This window comes from Flavobacterium ginsenosidimutans (assembly GCF_003254625.1).
Classification (GTDB): Bacteria; Bacteroidota; Bacteroidia; order Flavobacteriales; family Flavobacteriaceae; genus Flavobacterium; species Flavobacterium ginsenosidimutans.
In genome coordinates this window covers 21,245-39,461 of record NZ_QJRJ01000067.1, presented here as the reverse complement: position 1 = coordinate 39,461, position 18,217 = coordinate 21,245, and the positions used below count along the sequence as shown (strand labels likewise).

Below are 18,217 nucleotides of genomic sequence, written 5' to 3'. Positions count from 1 at the left end.
AATTATTTTTTTGTGATTTTTCTTATTTTTTTTAGTGCTGTAAACCCTCATGAAATAAGGGTTTCTTAAAAAAAAGTCATTTTTTTTTGATTTTTTTTAAAACCAAAAACAATCCAATTACGTAAATGTTTTTATAAACGTCAGAATGATCTTAAAAAATGATCAAAACAAACTAATTCAGAGAAAAACTGTTGTTATAAAAATTATTTTAAAAAAAAAGGCATTATGGATAGCACGATTTTAGTCAAAATATTAATAGTTGGATTAACAACAGTTTTGACGTTGACCATTTTTAATGAAAAGGCTTTTTTAAAAGACGTAATAGAAGTTAGAGTAGAATAAATCTTTAAGAATTTATAAAACAGAATCGATTATGAAATTTTTAAAATTATTCGTTCTGCTCATTTTCGCACTATTGTTTATACTGCTCTATAAACAGTAGAAATATTGAAATTAATAAAAGAAGATATAAAATAGTTGATGTACTCGGACTTCCAAATTCAAGATTTCTTTAAAGATGTCTAGACGATGATTTAGGAATTAAGATTACAAAATACAAGCCATTTGAAAATATTTTGAAAGTTCGTTCAACATCTGGGGGTTAAAGAAATTTTCGAAACAACCGAGTCATCAACTATAATTTATAAAAGGTTACATAATAGTTAATTCATGGTTTGATTTGTTTGTATGGGGGGAAGCCTAACGTCTGATTAACGTTAGGCTTCATTTTTTATTTAACTTTTGATTGGGAAAATTTAAAGACAGAAAATAGTTTTAATGAAATGGATTTTAGCTAATTTTATAAAAAATTATCAGATGAAAAAAATATTATTTATACTATTTGGAGCAGCTTTATTGTGTGGTGCACAAACAAATGCTCAAACAAGTAAGAACAAATTATCTAAAAAAGATAAAGCCATGGCAAAAGAAACAATTTATCAATTTAAAGTAGAGGATTTATCAGGAGACACTTTTGATTTTGCGTCTTTAAAAGGCAAAAAAGTCTTGATTGTCAATACTGCTTCAAAATGCGGTTTAACTCCGCAATACAAAGATTTAGAAGCGGTATACAAAGAATATAAAGATAAAGGTTTCGTAATTGTTGGATTTCCGGCAAATAATTTTGCTTCACAAGAACCTGGAACGGCTAAAGAAATCGAAACTTTCTGTCAGCAGAATTACGGCGTAACTTTCCCGATGATGAACAAGGTTTCAGTTAAAGGAAGTGATATGTGTGAAGTTTATAAATTCTTAACTGAGAAATCTAGAAACGGTTTACAGGATTCTGAAGTAGAATGGAATTTTCAAAAATACCTAATTAACGAAAAAGGGGAATTAGTTAAAGTAATTAAACCAAAAACTTTAGTAACAGAACCTGAAGTAATTAATTGGATTAAAAGTTAAATTATAACTGTCTAAACCAAAAAATCCGCAAACTTAAAATTTAAGTTTGCGGATTTTTTTTTAGGTTCAAAGGGACAAAGTTACAAAGGGGCAGAGGTTTTTTAAATACTTTGCGAACTTTGCGTAATTCTTTGCTTCCTATGCGGTTAAACCAAAATAAGCTGCATAAAAACCAAATCCAGCCAATGGTCAAATTTGTAGCCTACTTCACGAATAGTTCCTGTTACTACAAATCCAAATTTTTCGTGAAAAGCAATACTTCCTGCATTATCAGCATCAATCGCACCAATCATAACATGGTAGCCTTGTTCTTTTGCCAAACGAATTAATTCTGTTAAAAGTTTAGAACCAATTCCTTTTCCAATAATATTATCAACCACATAAACAGAATGTTCTACAGTATATTGGTAACCAATTTTTTCTCGAAACTGACCGTAACTTCCAAAACCAACTACTTCGCCATCTAAGTCTGCTACAATAACAGGAAGATTTTTAGCTGTTTTATCATCAAACCACTTTTTCTGAACTTCTAAAGTTTGAGTTTCATAACTGTAGTTTGCTGTTGTATGTAAAATAGAGTGATTTACAATTTCTAGAATTTTTTGCAAATCCTCTGCTGTTGCAGGTCTTAATATAATGCTCATTGGTAATTATTTCGGTTGTTTTGTATTCAATTCAGCTAATAAAACATCTACTTCTTTAGAATTCCAATCCATTTCTTTTGCAATGGCTTTGGCATTTTTAGCATATTCTAAAGCTTTTTTCTTGTCTTTTATCTTGTTATAAAGTTTCGCTTCCAGCAGATTTCCATCATAAGAATCATTTAATTCTAAAGAATGATTGACCCAAAAAATAGCTTTCTTCAAACTTTCAGTATCATTTATATGTTTCAAATAAGTATTTCCAATGTCTTTTAGAAAACTTGCATCGTTCCAAACTAGTTTCTGAGTGTCTTCGAGCGTAACTTTTTTATAAAAATCCCATTTTTCAGTTCTTTCAGCCAAAGATAAATCGTATTTAAAAACTAAAGAATCTGTCTTTTGCAAACGAATCGATTTTGCAACTTCTCTTTGTTTATAATAGTTTATCGTGTCTAAATTATCCACCAAAGGGCGAAGCAATTCGTTTACAATACTTTCTATTTTTCTGTCAACACGATTCTGAGAAGCTACAGAAGCAAATTCTTTCTGATGCTTTAAAACATATTGAAATTCTCTCGAATTAATGTCTGTAACGCCGTTTGCAATAACTCTCCAATTTAATTCACTAACCAATTGTGCATCAGATTGCGTATTTAAATACGTATGCGTTGCAGGCGATAATTCTGTTCTGTCTTTTCCTTTTTTTAAAGTATTTAAATAAGTAAAGAATTTATCTGAATTGCTTGGATCAGCTAGAAATTCCTTTTCTAAATAAGGCAATTGCATTTTCGGATTTAAAGCATAACGCAGTTCGTTTTGAAATTCTGCTTTTTTCATTTCGCCTTTTAAAGCATAAATCAACGTTTCATTGCTGTCGATAAATAAAAAAGTCGGCAATGATTTTGTGTTGAATTTGTTCTTTAAAACAATACCTTCATCTTTTTCTATGTTTTTGTAAGTGCAGACAAAATTCTTATTTAAAAAATCAATTACAGCAGGATCGCTCAAAACTTCTGTTTTCATCAGATTACAATGCGGACACCAATCTGCGTAAAGCATCACGAAAAGAGGTTTGTTTTCTTTTTTAGCCGTTTCTAAAGCTGTCTTATAAGGAATATCAACTGGAACAAATTGATTTTGAGAGATTACACTTTGAAAAGTAACTGATAAAAAAAGTATAAATAAGAAACGCATATCAAGTCTGGCTTTTATTAATTATTCGATTTTACAAATATATTTCCTTTTTTGAGAAAGAGCCTTAATATATTCCTAATTATAATATAAATCAACTGCGAAGTTTGTAACTTTGTGAGCACGACGAAGAAAAATCTAGTTGACGATTTTCTTTAAAAAAATAATATACGACCGGAATGATTTACCCCAAAATAGCGCTTGCACAAAGCATTATCGAAATTTTATCTGCCAAAGGCATTGTTAATATTATAATTTCTCCAGGATCTAGAAATGCGCCGTTAACGATCGGATTTGCTCAAAATCCAAATTTCACCTGTTATAGCATTGCAGACGAGCGTTGCGCTGCTTTTTTTGCTTTAGGAATTGCACAACAAACCAAACAGCCAACTGCAATTGTTTGTACTTCAGGATCAGCTTTATTGAATTATTATCCCGCTTTCGCGGAAGCGTTTTACAGCCAGATTCCTTTAATTGTAATTTCTGCTGATCGTCCACAAAGTAAAATTGATATTGGTGACGGACAAACTATTCGTCAGGAAAATGTTTTTTCTAATCATTCTGTTTTTAATGCAAATTTGACCGAAGAAGCTTCAGAAGAAAATGATTTGAAAATCAATTTGGCAATTGAAACCGCAATTCAAAAGAAAGGCCCAGTTCATATTAATGCGCCTTTTGAAGAACCTTTATACGAAACAACAGAAGAACTTTCTGTACAGCCAAAAATTACAAATCCAGAGCCAGAAGTTTTTCCATTAACAATAGAAAATAGTGACGAAGTAGTTTCTGTTTGGAATACTGCAAAACGAAAATTAATCTTGGTTGGAGTTAACGAAGCAAATGCAATTGATAAAGAAGTTATTGAAAATTTAGCTTCAGATCCGTCAGTTGTAGTGCTTACAGAGACGACTTCAAATCTGCATAATCCTAGTTTTATTAATTCAATTGATACTTTAATTACGCCTTTCGATGATTTTGATTTTAAGAAATTTAACCCTGAAGTTTTAATAACTTTTGGTGGAATGGTTGTTTCAAAAAGAATTAAAGGATTTTTACGAAAATACAAACCAAAAGAGCATTGGCATATTGATACTTTAAGAGCTTATGATACATTTGGAGCATTGACAAAACATTTTGAAATGCAACCAAATGATTTCTTTAAAGACCTTCTTTCAAAAACATCTTTTGTAAAAAGTAACTATTTTAATAATGTAGATACCGTTTACCAAAAGAGATTAGAAAGAAGAAAAGAATATTTAAGTAAAATTGGATTTTCTGATTTTAAAGTTTTCGAAAAAGTAATCGAATCACTTCCTAAAAATAGTTTATTGCAAATTAGCAATAGTTCTGCAATTCGTTATGCGCAATTAATTGATATTGATGATTCTATTGAAGTTTTCTGTAATCGCGGGACAAGCGGAATTGACGGAAGTACTTCTACAGCAATTGGTGCGGCGGTTGGAAACGAAAAGCAAACTGTTTTTGTAACTGGAGACATCGGATTCTTGTACGATAGCAATGCTTTATGGAATTCATACATTCCGAAAAACTTCAAGATTATTTTAATAAATAATAGAGGAGGAGGAATCTTCAGAATTTTGCCAGGGCATGAAGAAAAACCTGTTTTCAATACGTATTTTGAAACCTCTCATAATCTTACAGCCCAACATTTGGCTAAGATGTATAATTTTAATTATTATACTGCAAAAGATAATGAATCTTTAGAAAACGAAATACAATCATTATATAGTTCGGATGAAGCTCCAGCAATTTTGGAAGTCTTTACGCCAACATTTGAGAATGATCAGATTCTGAAACAGTATTTCAAATATCTACATTAATTTTGAAAGAAAATATTTGTTAAAATTGTTGTTTCATTCTTGCTTTAGCTATAACTTTGGTGTATTATTCACCAATTAATTATATAGTTTATGAGCAAGAGAGAAGAATTAATTAAAAAGTATGCATCAGATTTAAAAGAAAAATGCGGAGTGACTCCAAACATGGATTTGTTAACTAAGGTTACAATTGGTTGTGGACCTGCAATATATAACGATGATGCTTCTGTAGTTGCCGGAACTCAGGAATCGGAATTAGAAACTGTCAAAAAGAACTTTTTAGTTAAAAAGCTAGGTTTAAAAGATAGTCCAGAATTGTTCGGAGCAATTCACGCTGTATTAGAAAAGTACGGAAAATCTAATAAACACAAATACAGAGCTGTTGTGTATTATTTATTGACAATTCACTTTAAAAAAGAAAGTGTTTACAAATAATGTACATTTGACATAACTTAAAATCCCTTTATAGCAATTGCCTCTAAAGGGATTTTTTAATTTTTACCTACAAATTAAGTTTTGTTAAAATTAATTTCTATCTACCGCGTCAAACTTCGTACCTTTGCACCTCAGAAACTTAGTTGCCTTTGCAACTTAGAAAAATATTAAAATGCTAGAAATAGGAAAATACAATACCCTAACTATATTACGTGATACCAAAGTTGGTTTGTTTTTAGGAGATCCTGAAAATGATCCAGATGGAATTCACGATGTTTTACTTCCAAATAAATACGTTCCAAAAGAATTTGAAATTGGTGAAGAATTAATCGTTTTTGTTTATTTAGATCATGAACAAAGGCCAGTTGCAACTACTTTGGCACCTTATATTTTATTGAATGAATTTGCACTTTTAAGAGTAAATTACATCAATAATGTTGGTGCTTTTATGGATTGGGGAATGGAAAAAGACATTCTTGTTCCGTTTAAAGAACAGGCGCGCCCAATGGAAAAAGGAAAACGCTATTTGGTTTACTTGTACATGGACAAACAAACCAATCGTTTAGTTGCCTCAAGTAAAACAAATCAGTTTTTGAATAATGACAATTTAACGGTTGAAAAAGGCGAAGAAGTTGATTTGATTGTTTCTCATATTACAGATATGGGAATCAATGTAATTATAAACGAACGTCACAAAGGTCTTTTGTATAAAGATGAAGTTTATGACGATTCAATAAGAACTGGAGACAGAATGCGCGGTTATATCAAAAACATTCGTCCTGATAATAAAATTGATGTTGCAGTTCAAGTACAAGGTTTTGAAAGTATCGAACCAAATGCAGAGAAGATTTTAAGTGAACTAAGAGCCAGCAGAGGTTTTCTTCGTTTAAACGATAATTCTCATCCAGAAGACATTAAGACTGTTTTGAAAATGAGTAAAAAATCATTCAAAAAAGCAATTGGATCTTTGTACAAAGAAAAACTGATCGAAATAAAAGAAGACGGGATTTATCTGGTAAAAGATTAAAAACCAAAAATTCCAATATTAAAATTCCAAATTCCAATTGATAATAGAAATCTATAATTTTTGAAATTTGGAATTTAAAATTTTGGATTTTATTTTGCGCTAGCAAAATTATTATAACACAAAAGGCTGCTCATAATGAGCAGCCTTTCGCTTTTTATTCTAGTTTTAAAAAAAATTGTAATTAAAAAAAAACAGAAATAAAATAATTCGAATCCATCTCAGAATAACAGCTTTACGAATTTTAGAAATCATTCCATTGATGGGTATGTCTTTTAAATAATCAATGTACCTATCTTAAAAGCAAAAAAAGAATTTCACGGCTTAATCCATTGGTTCTATAAAATAACTTTTAGAAAGTGTGAATTAGTACTTTTTTCCTCTTTTCGTTATCATTTCTATACTAATTATAGATACAATTCTAACATTTAACCTTAGGTGTTACTTTTTTCTTTTTGAAGTTTCGACAAACACATAAATCATTTGCTCTTTTAATTGAGGTTTGTTACTTAAAACCCTAAAAAAATGAGCGACAAATTTTTTAAATTTTCTCAAAAAAATCATTTTTTAGGTTAATAAATCAGTGAAAGAAAATCAATCTGAAATCATTGAAATAAAATGTATCTCATTGATTTCTAGGGTGTAAAATTAATTATTATTTTTCTAAACTAATGTTAAAAAATGTTATTTTTTGTAAGTAAATACCATTTGTTAACATTGCAAGTCAATTTCACAAAGACTTAAGGTAAATTGAGTAGGTAAAATAGTAAAAATGCCTTATTTTTACCGTATAATTATTAAACAAATAAATCAAAATGGATTGGATTACAGCCAGAGAATTTGAAGATATAACCTATAAAAAATGCAATGGAGTAGCGAGAATTGCCTTTAACAGACCAAATGTTAGAAATGCTTTCCGTCCTAAAACTACTTCAGAATTATACCAAGCTTTTTACGATGCTCAAGAAGACACTTCAATTGGAGTTGTGTTACTTTCTGCTGAAGGACCTTCAACAAAAGACGGAGTTTATTCTTTCTGCAGCGGTGGAGATCAAAATGCACGCGGACACCAAGGATATGTTGGAGATGATGGTCAGCACCGTTTAAATATTTTAGAAGTACAGCGTTTAATTCGCTTTATGCCTAAAGTAGTTATCGCAGTAGTTCCAGGTTGGGCTGTAGGTGGCGGACATAGTTTGCACGTAGTTTGCGATATGACGCTTGCAAGTAAAGAACACGCAATTTTTAAACAAACAGATGCAGACGTAACAAGCTTTGATGGAGGTTACGGATCTGCTTATTTGGCTAAAATGGTGGGGCAGAAAAAAGCTCGCGAAATTTTCTTTTTAGGTAGAAATTATTCTGCTCAAGAAGCTTTTGAAATGGGAATGGTAAATGCTGTAATTCCGCATGACGAATTAGAAGCTACTGCTTACGAATGGGCACAGGAAATTCTTCAAAAATCGCCAACATCTATAAAAATGCTGAAATTTGCAATGAACTTAACAGACGACGGAATGGTTGGACAGCAAGTTTTTGCAGGAGAAGCAACTCGTTTAGCTTACATGACCGAAGAAGCTAAAGAAGGTAGAAATGCTTTCTTAGAGAAAAGAAAACCAAACTTCGGCGAAAATAAGTGGTTACCTTAATTTAATAAAATTGTTCCAAGTTTCAAGTTTCATGTTATACGTTCTGCGAAAAACTTGAAACCTGAAACTTTAAACCATATAAACTAAAAAATAGAATGAAACATTGGATTGAAGCCGCAAGACTGCGCACATTACCTTTATCAGTTTCCGGAATTATAGTTGGAAGTATTTATGCTTTGTCAAATCCAACAGAAACTATTAATACTCCAACAGAAGTTTTCAGCTGGAAAGTATTTGGTTTTGCATTATTGACAACATTAGGATTACAGGTTTTATCCAATTTTGCAAATGATTATGGTGACGGAGTAAAAGGTACCGATAATGCAGACAGAATTGGGCCAAAACGTGCTATTCAAAGTGGTGTTATTACGCCTCAGGCAATGAAAAAGGCTATTATCATTACATCATTATTGACTTTATTGTCATCAATTATATTGATTTATTTCGCTTTCGGAAAAGACAATTTTGGGTACTCGATCTTTTTTCTATTGTTAGGAATTGCCGCTATTATTTCTGCAATTCGTTACACAGTTGGTAATTCGGCTTACGGTTACAGAGGATTTGGAGACTTATTTGTTTTCATTTTCTTCGGATTAGTGAGCACGTTAGGAGTAAACTTTCTTTATGCAAAAGAAGTTGATCCGCTTTTAATTCTACCTGCTGTAGCAATCGGATTATTGAGCGTTGGTGTTTTGAATTTAAATAATATGCGTGATCAAGAATCAGATAAAAAAGCAGGCAAAAATACAATTGTAGTGCAAATGGGAGCTGAAAAAGCTAAGATTTACCATTATACTTTGATTGGTGGTGCAATGCTTTTGGTGGTTATTTTCGCTATTTTAAGTGATTATAACTTTGATCAATATCTATTTGTATTGGCTTATATTCCATTAACCAAACATCTAATCACGGTTTACAAAAACCAAGATCCAAAATTATTAGATCCAGAATTAAAAAAACTGGCATTAAGTACATTCCTGCTTTCGATATTGCTTACAGTTTGTATGATTTCATTGATTTCAGACATTATTGTAAACCTATTTTTAGGAGGAAGATAAAACAACGTTAAACTTAAAACTTAACAAAATGAAAATTACATACTACGGACACGCTTCATTAGGAATTGAAGTGGGAGGAAAACACATTATTGTGGATCCATTTATTACTGGAAACCCACAAGCAGCAGCAATCAACTTGAGCACGATCAGAGCCGATTATATTTTACTAACGCATGCACACCCTGATCACGTTTTGGATGTTGAAGCTATTGCTAAAAATACCAATGCAGTTATTGTTTCTAATGCAGAAATTGCAAGTTATTACGCAAAAAAAGGATTCAATTCTCATCCAATGAATCACGGCGGAAGCTGGAAATTTGATTTCGGAAAAGTAAAATATGTAAATGCAATTCACTCAAGCAGTTTTCCTGATGGTACTTATGGAGGAAATCCTGGAGGTTTTGTAATCGAAGGCGAGCACAAAAACATCTACATCGCTGGAGATACGGCATTGACATACGATATGAAGTTGATCCCGCTTCGTACAAAATTAGATTTAGCAATTCTTCCAATCGGAAATAACTTTACTATGGATGTTGAAGATGCTATTATTGCTTCAGATTTTGTAGAATGCGATAAAGTTTTAGGATATCACTTCGACACTTTTGGATATATAAAAATCGATCACGAAGAAGCGATCCGCAAATTTTTCGATAAAGGAAAAGATTTAATGCTTTTACCAATCGGAGATTCTATCGAATTATAATTGTCATCCTGAGCGGAGTCGAAGGAAGGAGCTAATCCCGCTATACGCTATATCTTTTGTGGCGAACCCCGCCACAAAAGGATATCGCTGCTATCGGGGCTAGGGCACTCAATTCCATAAGAAAGTTATTTGGCATAATCTATGCTAATTGAATTAAAGTTTTAAAAAGTAACAATCATTTTAATCTGTAAAATCCGTGGCACTTAAAGCATTATCACGAAATATAACTTTCAAAAAAATAATTCTATCACTATTTATTACAGTTTCCTTTAATGCATTTGCACAAAAAGACGGTTATTGGGATAAAGAACGTGCTACAACCAAAGAAATTATGGTTCCCGCACGCGATAGAATTTCTATACCAACAGAAGATCTACCAGTTGGAACCACAGAAATTGTATACAGAATCACACTTTTAGATAAAAACCAAGAAATGGCAAATAGCTTGGTTTCTTTATTAAAAGCTATTCCAGACCCAACAGGAGTAAGCCAAGGTTCTGCAGGCGCAGTTTTTCTGATGTCAAAAATTTCTGGCGATGACGAATGCACTTATTCAATTTTTACATCCAACGAAAATGCTAAGAAATATGTTGCAGATGGTAAAATTGATCAAGCATGCTATTCTCAAGCAGAACCAGTTAGCAAAGATGCCAAAAGATTATCTGTCAATAAATCATCTTGTTTAAAAGAAAACATCAGTACTATTTGGTTTGGTTTCGAAAGCAAAAATTGGCTTTTAAGTCAAAAAGTTGTTTTAGAAGTCGTGCCTTGGGTTGATACCAAATTGAGCCGTGGCTGGAATCAAGACAATAAAAACGAAATCATAAGTTTGTGTAAAACTTCTACAATGGCACAGAAAATGGCCAATTCAGATGATTTCTGCGTTTGTATTTTAAATAAAATTATGAAACAATACCGTTATGATGAGTTTCAAAAATTATTAGCTGTTGAAAAAACAAAAGTGTACAAAGATTTTGGAAATGCATGTTATAAAGACGCAGATATTTCTAAAAATGTTTTCAACGATTTAAGAACACAAACGGCTTCTTTGATCAAAGCGCAAAAATATAACGAAGCAATTCCGAAATTAAATACAATCGTGAACGAAGGAAAAGCGACTGCATTAGATTACAGTTCGTTGGGATATTGCTACATTTTGACCAAACAATATTCGAAAGCACTAAAAGTGCTTCAAGAAGGCGAAAAATTGGACGATACAGAATTATTAGTCAAATTGAATCTGGCACATACTTATTTGGTAAGTGATGATTACAGCGCAGCCAAAGCCATTTACAAAAAATATCAGACTCAAAATGTAACGGACAGTTTAAGTTGGGTTGCGAAAACTAAATTAGACTTCGCAACATTTGAAAAAGCAGGTTTACCATCGAAAGATTTTGAAAAAATCTTAAAATTATACAATTAAGATTCTTAGATACGAATTGCTTCTTAAAGTCTTTTTTAACTTAGCATCTCAGCAACTTAGCATCTAAAAAAAATGAACGCATCTTATCATAAATATTTACTAGAATTTAAACGTCCGTCTGGAACTTCCAGAGGAATTATGACCGAGAAAGAAACTTGGTTTATAATCTTGGAAGAAAACGGCAAAAAAGGAATAGGAGAGTGTGGCATACTGCGTGGCTTAAGCGCAGATGATCGCGCAGATTATGAAGAAAAACTAAGATGGGCTTGCGATAATATTCATTTAGGAGAAGCTGCACTTTGGAACGCCTTATTAGAATTTCCTTCAATCCAATTTGGAATTGAAATGGCTTTTTTATCTCTTAAAAGTGACAATCCATATATTTTATTTCCTTCAGATTTTACCAATAATTCGAAATCAATTGCGATAAACGGATTGGTTTGGATGGGCGAATCTGCTTTTATGAAACAGCAAATTGAAGAAAAACTAGCAGACGGTTTTAATTGTATAAAACTTAAAATTGGAGCTATTGATTTTGATAAGGAACTGGAATTATTGGAATTTATTAGAAGCCATTTTTCAGCGGAACAAATCGAAATTAGAGTTGATGCAAACGGTGCTTTTTCTTTAATAGAAGCTTTAGATAAACTGAATCAATTGAATCAATTTCAGCTTCATAGTATAGAACAGCCTATTAAAAAAGGCAATGTTTTAGGAATGGCTGAGTTGTGTAAACAAACACCTTTTCCTATTGCTTTAGACGAAGAATTGATTGGTGTATTTTCATTCGAAGAAAAAGAAAAATTACTTCAAGAAATTAGGCCTCAGTACATCATTTTAAAACCAAGTTTTATTGGCGGTTTTAAAGGTACACAAGAATGGATCACTTTAGCAGAAAAGTATAATATAGGCTGGTGGATTACATCAGCGTTAGAAAGTAATATTGGTTTGAATGCTATTGCACAATGGACATATACATTAAATTCAGATATGCCTCAAGGTTTAGGAACTGGAGCATTATATACAAATAATATAGATTGTCCGCTAGAAGTAAAAAATGGACAATTATTGTATAGTAATTTAAAAGGTTGGAAAAGTTTCTAAGTTTCTAAGTTTCTAAGATTCTGAGAATTAAGATTAAAGTAAAAATCAGCAATTTTACGCTTTAAAACTTAAAAATCTTAGAATCTTAGCACCTCAGAAACTTAGAATCTTTTTTTACTCTTTCCCTCCTAAAAGACTATCTTGCCAGTCTTTTAATTCTTTCCATTTTCCTTGATAAGCCATTGATGCTTGTTTAGCCCATGTACTCGGATTATGCATAGCGAAGTTTTCGCCTCCAGCATCCAAGATGGATTGCAGTCTATCAGTTGAAGTCAGAGAAAGTTCGTGCCAAGTTTTTATTCCTGCTTCATTAAACAAAGCTTCGATTTTAGGGCCAATTCCTTCAACTATTTTCAAATCGTTTTCTTTTATTTTTTTGCCTAAAACATTTTCGGCCAATTCTGCGTCAAAAGGAATAATTACAGGAGCTGCGGCAGTAAATGATTGTGCTGTTGCTTTAGATTTTGCTGCAAGATCAGCTTCTAATGTAGAGATTCTCGCATTTAGATTTCGTGTATTAGCTTTGCATGCGTCTAAATCGGCTTGAAGCGATGCTGAAAGTGAATCATCATTTCTTGAGTTCATTTTTCCTAGTAAGTAACCCAAAATTCCACAGATTAAGCCAACTAGTATAGGTATTAAGATACAAGGTATATTCATGATCGTATATTTTTGATTAATTATTTGATTGTAATTACTGTTCTTCGGTTTTCTGCTTTCCCTTCTGGAGTACTATTATCACCAATTGGATCGTCCGGACCTTTTGAGTTGGTTTCAATTTTGGCACTATCAATTCCGTTTTTAGAAAGATAATCTTTAGAGAATTCAGCTCTTTTTTGGCCTAGAACAATATTAGAATCACGATTTCCAACATTATCAGAATGACCGACAACTAGAACTACAGCATCTTTTATATTTTCAATATATTTAGCAATATCAGCAACTTTTTGTTTCTCGCTATCGCTTAATGTTTGGCGGGATTGATTTGTATTGAAATGAAGAATCAATGGATCTGCATTAATTTTAGTTTTTAATGCGCTCCATTCATCGTTTGCAGTAGAAGTAGAATCGACAGTTTCAAATGAATAATCTGCAGGGCCAAGAAGAGTATCTGCGTTCATTTTCCATGTATCTAAAATTTCTCCTTTTGTATTAAACTGACTTTCAGGGATTCCTTTTGAAACAAAATAATTTCTAATATCAATTGCTCTTGCTAAACCTAAATTTTCAAAAGTAGTTGAATTTGTTTCATCAGACGTAGCATAACCAGTAATCGTTAATTTCTGCTTTGGGTTTGCTTGCAAAAACGCTTTTAATTTGTCTATACCAGTTGTAATCGAGTCACTTACAGGCATTATAAGCCTTGCGCTGTTTTTGAGGAACTTGAGATTATCATTTGTACGATATTCAATTCCCGAACCATTTAATACAAACGGAACAAAATTGGGCTCTTGAACAGTAGGGGAAGCTGTTTTTGGAGTATCATCCGTTGTTGTTTTCTCAGAGCAGTTGCAGCAAAATTTTAGATACAAAAAAGTACCTAAAATAATCGTTACAGCAATGCCTAATAGATAAAGTGCTTTTTTAGACATAGATGATGAAATTAAGATTTTATCAAATTTAGTTAAAATAACAATGTGTAACGTGTTAATAATCAGTTATTTTAATATTTTGGATTTGTTCTTAAAATGATCAATTAACATATTTTTGATTTTCTATAATTTCAGCAGCTTGATTAAAATGAGTAACTTGCATAAAAAATAATGCACATTTAAAATGGTCGAAATAGAAAGAAAATTTCTTGTAAAATCTAATGACTTCAAGAATCAAGCTTTTGCTCAAAATAAGATTGCTCAGGGTTATTTAAGTTCTGCACCTGAGCGTACCGTTAGGGTTAGAATTAAAGGACATAAAGGCTTTATCACAATCAAAGGAATTAGCCATAGTGGCGGTATGTCTCGTTTTGAATGGGAAAATGAAATTCCGCTAGACGAAGCTCAGGAATTATTAAAATTGTGCGAAAAAGGTAAAATTGAAAAAACTCGTTATGAAATAAAATCTGGAGATCACGTATTTGAGGTTGATGAATTTTATGGAGAAAACGAAGGCTTAGTTATGGCTGAAATCGAATTAAATTCTGAAGATGAGATTTTTGAAAAACCAGAATGGCTTGGCGAAGAAGTTACAAACGACGAGAGGTATTACAACGCCTATTTAAGTAAAAATCCTTTTAAAGACTGGCAGAAATAAAATGACAGAAGAAATATATGACCTTATTATTGTAGGCGGCGGACCAATTGGTCTTGCCTGTGCAATAGAAGCCGAAAAGAAAAAATTAAAATATTTGATTATAGAAAAAGGCGCGATCGTAAACAGTATTTTTAATTATCCGCTTTACATGACCTTTTTCTCTACTGCAGAAAGATTGGAAATTGGTGAAATTCCATTTAATTGTTTGGCTCCAAAACCTGGACGACAAGAAGCTTTGGAATACTATAGAAATATTCATCGTTACTTTAAATTCAATATTAATTTATTTGAAAAAGTAATTGATGTTCAGAAAAATAGGGGAATTTTCAAAATTAGTACCGATAAACAAAATTACGAATCTAAGAATGTTATAGTCGCAACAGGTTTTTATGATATTCCAATTGAAATGGGGGTTTTGGGTGAAAATCTTTCAAAAGTTCGTCATTATTACAAAGAAGCACACGAATATGCTTTTAGAAAAGTTTTGATCGTTGGAGCTAATAATTCTTCTGTAGATGCGGCTTTAGAGTGCTGGAGAAAAGGAGCAGATGTGACAATGGTAATTCGTAAAAACGAAATTAATAGTCGTGTTAAATATTGGGTAAAACCTGATATTGAAAACCGTATTGCTGAAGGAAGTATTAAAGCTTATTTTCAATCAAATATTACTGAAATTCGAGAAGACGAAGTAGAAATTGAAACGCCAAACGGAAAAATTACTATTGAAAATGATTTTGTTCTAGCCTTAACAGGTTACAAGCCAAACTTAAATTTTCTAGAGCAAATAGGAATCCAGCTTTCTGAGGATGAATTAAAAATTCCTTCTTACAATCCAGAAACGATGGAAACAAATGTTGAAGGTTTATTCCTTGCCGGAGTAGTATGCGGCGGAATGCAGACGCATAAATGGTTTATAGAAAACTCTAGAATTCATGCTAATCTAATTATGGATTATATTAGCTCAAAGTGAAAATATGTCACATTGAGCTAAAAAGCATTTCGACTTCGCTCAATGTGACAAAGTTATAAAAACACGTTTGTCAGTTAGAGCGAAGTCGTGAACCTTTTTATTATTAAGAACTGCAAGACAGCATCGAACAGCCAACTTTTGTTCTAGCCCAATCTGGGCGTTTTGCAAACCATTTTTCAGATTCTGATTGTTCATCGTATGGATTTTTCAAAAGTTGAAATAATTCATCAACTATAGAATAATCTTCTTTATCTGCAGCATCAATAGCTAATTGTGCCATATAATTTCGCAATACATATTTTGGATTAATTTGGTTCATTTTTGAAGCTCTTTCTTCATCTGAAAGTGTTTCAGTATTTAATCTTTTTAAATAAACTGTAAACCATTTTTGCCAAGCGTCTAGAATATTTTCTTTTATTTCTTCTGGAATATAAAATGCGTATTCTATTTTTTCGAATGCTTGTTCTACAGAATCATCTTTTTTAATCTTACTAAGATTTCTAAAAAATATTGTCATATCGGTTTCTGATAACTGCAGAATTTCTTCTAAACCTTTAATGATTTTGTCATCAGCATCACTTGAAGTAAATATTCCTAATTTACTAAAAAACATTGTTTTATAATCATTTTCAAAATCAGTAATAAACGTATCCAGAATTTTTTCTAAAGGTGCCGCTTCATTAATTAAAGGATAAAGCGCATTTGCCAATTGAAATAGATTCCACTGCGCAACCTGAGGCTGATTTCCGAAACGATATCTTCTATTTTGACTGTCAGTTGTATTTGGCGTCCAATCTGGATCATAATTTTCGAGCCAGCCATAAGGACCATAATCGATCGTGATTCCGTGAATCGACATATTATCCGTATTCATTACACCATGAACAAATCCAACGCGTTGCCAATGTAAAATCATTTCTCGAGTTGTATCTGCAACTTTTTGGAAGAACTGTAAATATTGATCTTTTGGTTCTCCAGTAATTTCAGGAAAATAATGCTTAATCGTAAACTCTACAAATTGTTTAAGATTTTTCAGCTCGTTTCTAGCCGTCAGCATTTCAAAACTTCCAAAACGAATAAATGAAGGAGCAACTCGACAAACAATCGCACCTTTTTCATAGGCAGGATTTCCGTTATATAAAATATCTCTTAAAACCTGATCTCCAGAAAGAATGAGCGAAAGTGATCGGGTAGTAGGAACTCCCAAATTATACATGGCTTCAGCACATAAATATTCTCTAATAGAAGAGCGCAAAACAGCTAAACCATCTGCGGTTCTAGAATATGGTGTTTTACCAGCACCTTTTAATTGAAGTGTATAAAACTGATTATTGTTTTCAACTTCCGTTAAATTTATGGCGCGACCATCGCCTAATTGTCCTGCCCAATTTCCGAATTGATGACCAGCATAACACATCGCAAATGGTTGGGTTTTTGGAAGAATTTCTTTTCCAGAAAACGTATTTAGAAATTCTTCTGATTGAATTTCATCTTTAGAAATACCAACTAATTCAGCCACTTCTTCAGAAGCGTGAACTAGTTTTGGATTTGAAGGTTTAATCGGATTTACGTATGAAAACAGCGTATTTTTAACCTGACGAACTTCATTTGTCAAGTCTGGATCTGCTGGTAATTCTGCTGTAAAGCGGTTTTTTATTTTTAGATTTTTCATTTTAGTTTTTCTTTCTTTTTTGGCCACAGATTAAAAGGATTTTTTATTCTAATCTTTGTCAGGCTGAGCGAAGTCGAAGCCCAAGTCCAAGTCCAATTGGAACGCCCTTCGACTTCGCTCAGGGTGACAATCTAATTTATAAATTTAATCTGTGGCAAAACTTAAAAATTAGCCAATTAGCATATCGGCATACATTTTTTTAAGTTTTTGAATTTTTGGATCAATTACAACTTGGCAATATCCAGCTTCTTGATTCTCATTATAATAATTTTTATGATAATCTTCTGCTTCGTAAAAAACTTCAAAAGGTTTTAATTGCGTTACAATTGGATCTGCATATGCTGGCTGTACTTCTTCAAATACTTTCTCAGCAATTTCTTTCTGTTCATCGTTATGGTACAGAATAATAGAACGATACTGCGTTCCGCTGTCGCCACCTTGACGATTTAAAGTTGTTGGATCATGGCTTGTCATGAATATGAAAATTAAGTCATGATATGAAATTATGTCAGGGTTAAATGTCACTTGAATCACTTCTGCATGTCCTGTTCTTCCAGTACAAACTTCCCGATAAGCTGGATTTTTAATAAACCCATCTGAATAACCCGATTTTATTGATTCTACACCTTTTAAACGCTGAATTACAGCTTCAATGCACCAAAAACATCCGCCACCAAAAGTAGCAACTGATAAATTTCCCATAAGTAATTACTTTCTATAAGTTTAATGCCTATTAATTCGATAGGATATTGTGATAATTTATTAAAAAAAAGTTCTTTTAACTAAAAATACTAAACAGTAATATAGTGTTTGAAGTTTACTATTGATAAATTCGCAATTTTATAAAAA

At 32.1% G+C, this 18,217-nt stretch carries 17 protein-coding genes; 11 read left to right on the top strand and 6 right to left on the bottom strand.

Translation table 11 applies throughout. From position 1 onward, the window contains the following. Positions 1-816: 816 nt before the first annotated feature. On the top strand, positions 817-1,404 hold the full coding sequence (locus DM444_RS03330) for a glutathione peroxidase (RefSeq protein ID WP_111284076.1): 588 nt from the start codon (positions 817-819) through the stop codon (positions 1,402-1,404). A 146-nt stretch (positions 1,405-1,550) separates the two neighbouring features. Here DM444_RS03330 and DM444_RS03325 read toward each other — a convergent pair whose 3' ends face one another. Beyond that, positions 1,551-2,048, bottom strand: a complete 498-nt coding sequence (locus DM444_RS03325) for a GNAT family N-acetyltransferase (RefSeq protein WP_111283955.1) — start codon at positions 2,046-2,048, stop codon at positions 1,551-1,553. A gap of 6 nt (positions 2,049-2,054) precedes the next feature. Continuing rightward, positions 2,055-3,239, bottom strand: a complete 1,185-nt coding sequence (locus DM444_RS03320; protein WP_111283953.1) for a thioredoxin family protein — start codon at positions 3,237-3,239, stop codon at positions 2,055-2,057. Positions 3,240-3,415: 176 nt separating this feature from the next. Between DM444_RS03320 and menD the strand changes: the two genes are divergently transcribed. The 8 genes from menD to DM444_RS03280 all read left to right on the top strand — a co-directional run bounded on the left by menD (position 3,416) and on the right by DM444_RS03280 (position 12,476). Further along, positions 3,416-5,077 (top strand): 2-succinyl-5-enolpyruvyl-6-hydroxy-3-cyclohexene-1-carboxylic-acid synthase, encoded by a 1,662-nt coding sequence (menD, locus tag DM444_RS03315; protein ID WP_111283951.1) that lies wholly within the window; start codon positions 3,416-3,418, stop codon positions 5,075-5,077. Positions 5,078-5,167: 90 nt separating this feature from the next. After that, a complete protein-coding gene (locus DM444_RS03310; protein ID WP_111283949.1) occupies positions 5,168-5,509 on the top strand; it encodes a DUF2853 family protein in 342 nt (113 codons plus the stop codon). Positions 5,510-5,681: 172 nt separating this feature from the next. Next, positions 5,682-6,536: a CvfB family protein gene (locus tag DM444_RS03305; protein WP_111283947.1), complete on the top strand. Its 855-nt coding sequence runs from the start codon at positions 5,682-5,684 to the stop codon at positions 6,534-6,536. A gap of 812 nt (positions 6,537-7,348) precedes the next feature. Then, positions 7,349-8,182: a 1,4-dihydroxy-2-naphthoyl-CoA synthase gene (locus DM444_RS03300; RefSeq protein WP_012024845.1), complete on the top strand. Its 834-nt coding sequence runs from the start codon at positions 7,349-7,351 to the stop codon at positions 8,180-8,182. Positions 8,183-8,277: 95 nt separating this feature from the next. Then, the gene (gene menA, locus DM444_RS03295; protein ID WP_111283945.1) at positions 8,278-9,240 is read left to right on the top strand and encodes a 1,4-dihydroxy-2-naphthoate octaprenyltransferase; all 963 of its coding nucleotides are present in this window, start codon (positions 8,278-8,280) and stop codon (positions 9,238-9,240) included. Positions 9,241-9,268: 28 nt separating this feature from the next. Beyond that, entirely contained in the window at positions 9,269-9,946 is a 678-nt protein-coding gene (locus DM444_RS03290; protein ID WP_111283943.1) for a metal-dependent hydrolase, read from the top strand. Between the two features lie 223 nt (positions 9,947-10,169). Beyond that, positions 10,170-11,372 (top strand): tetratricopeptide repeat protein, encoded by a 1,203-nt coding sequence (locus tag DM444_RS03285; protein WP_111284074.1) that lies wholly within the window; start codon positions 10,170-10,172, stop codon positions 11,370-11,372. A 72-nt stretch (positions 11,373-11,444) separates the two neighbouring features. After that, entirely contained in the window at positions 11,445-12,476 is a 1,032-nt protein-coding gene (locus tag DM444_RS03280) for an o-succinylbenzoate synthase (RefSeq protein ID WP_111283942.1), read from the top strand. Positions 12,477-12,590: 114 nt separating this feature from the next. Here the strand turns inward: DM444_RS03280 and DM444_RS03275 are convergent, their stop codons facing one another. Both DM444_RS03275 and DM444_RS03270 read right to left on the bottom strand, forming a co-directional pair. Beyond that, the gene (locus DM444_RS03275) at positions 12,591-13,136 is read right to left on the bottom strand and encodes a hypothetical protein (protein WP_111283941.1); all 546 of its coding nucleotides are present in this window, start codon (positions 13,134-13,136) and stop codon (positions 12,591-12,593) included. A 20-nt stretch (positions 13,137-13,156) separates the two neighbouring features. Then, positions 13,157-14,068, bottom strand: coding sequence for an OmpA family protein (locus DM444_RS03270; RefSeq protein WP_111283939.1), 912 nt, complete (start codon positions 14,066-14,068; stop codon positions 13,157-13,159). Positions 14,069-14,252: 184 nt separating this feature from the next. Between DM444_RS03270 and DM444_RS03265 the strand changes: the two genes are divergently transcribed. Both DM444_RS03265 and DM444_RS03260 read left to right on the top strand, forming a co-directional pair. Then, positions 14,253-14,726, top strand: a complete 474-nt coding sequence (locus DM444_RS03265; protein ID WP_111283937.1) for a CYTH domain-containing protein — start codon at positions 14,253-14,255, stop codon at positions 14,724-14,726. A gap of 1 nt (position 14,727) precedes the next feature. Then, positions 14,728-15,696: a YpdA family putative bacillithiol disulfide reductase gene (locus DM444_RS03260; protein WP_111283935.1), complete on the top strand. Its 969-nt coding sequence runs from the start codon at positions 14,728-14,730 to the stop codon at positions 15,694-15,696. A 103-nt stretch (positions 15,697-15,799) separates the two neighbouring features. On the opposite strand, the gene DM444_RS03255 is transcribed toward DM444_RS03260, so the two are convergent. Both DM444_RS03255 and msrA read right to left on the bottom strand, forming a co-directional pair. Beyond that, positions 15,800-17,368 (bottom strand): protein adenylyltransferase SelO, encoded by a 1,569-nt coding sequence (locus DM444_RS03255; RefSeq protein WP_111284072.1) that lies wholly within the window; start codon positions 17,366-17,368, stop codon positions 15,800-15,802. Positions 17,369-17,536: 168 nt separating this feature from the next. Beyond that, a complete protein-coding gene (msrA, locus tag DM444_RS03250; RefSeq protein WP_111283933.1) occupies positions 17,537-18,070 on the bottom strand; it encodes a peptide-methionine (S)-S-oxide reductase MsrA in 534 nt (177 codons plus the stop codon). Positions 18,071-18,217: the final 147 nt, after the last annotated feature.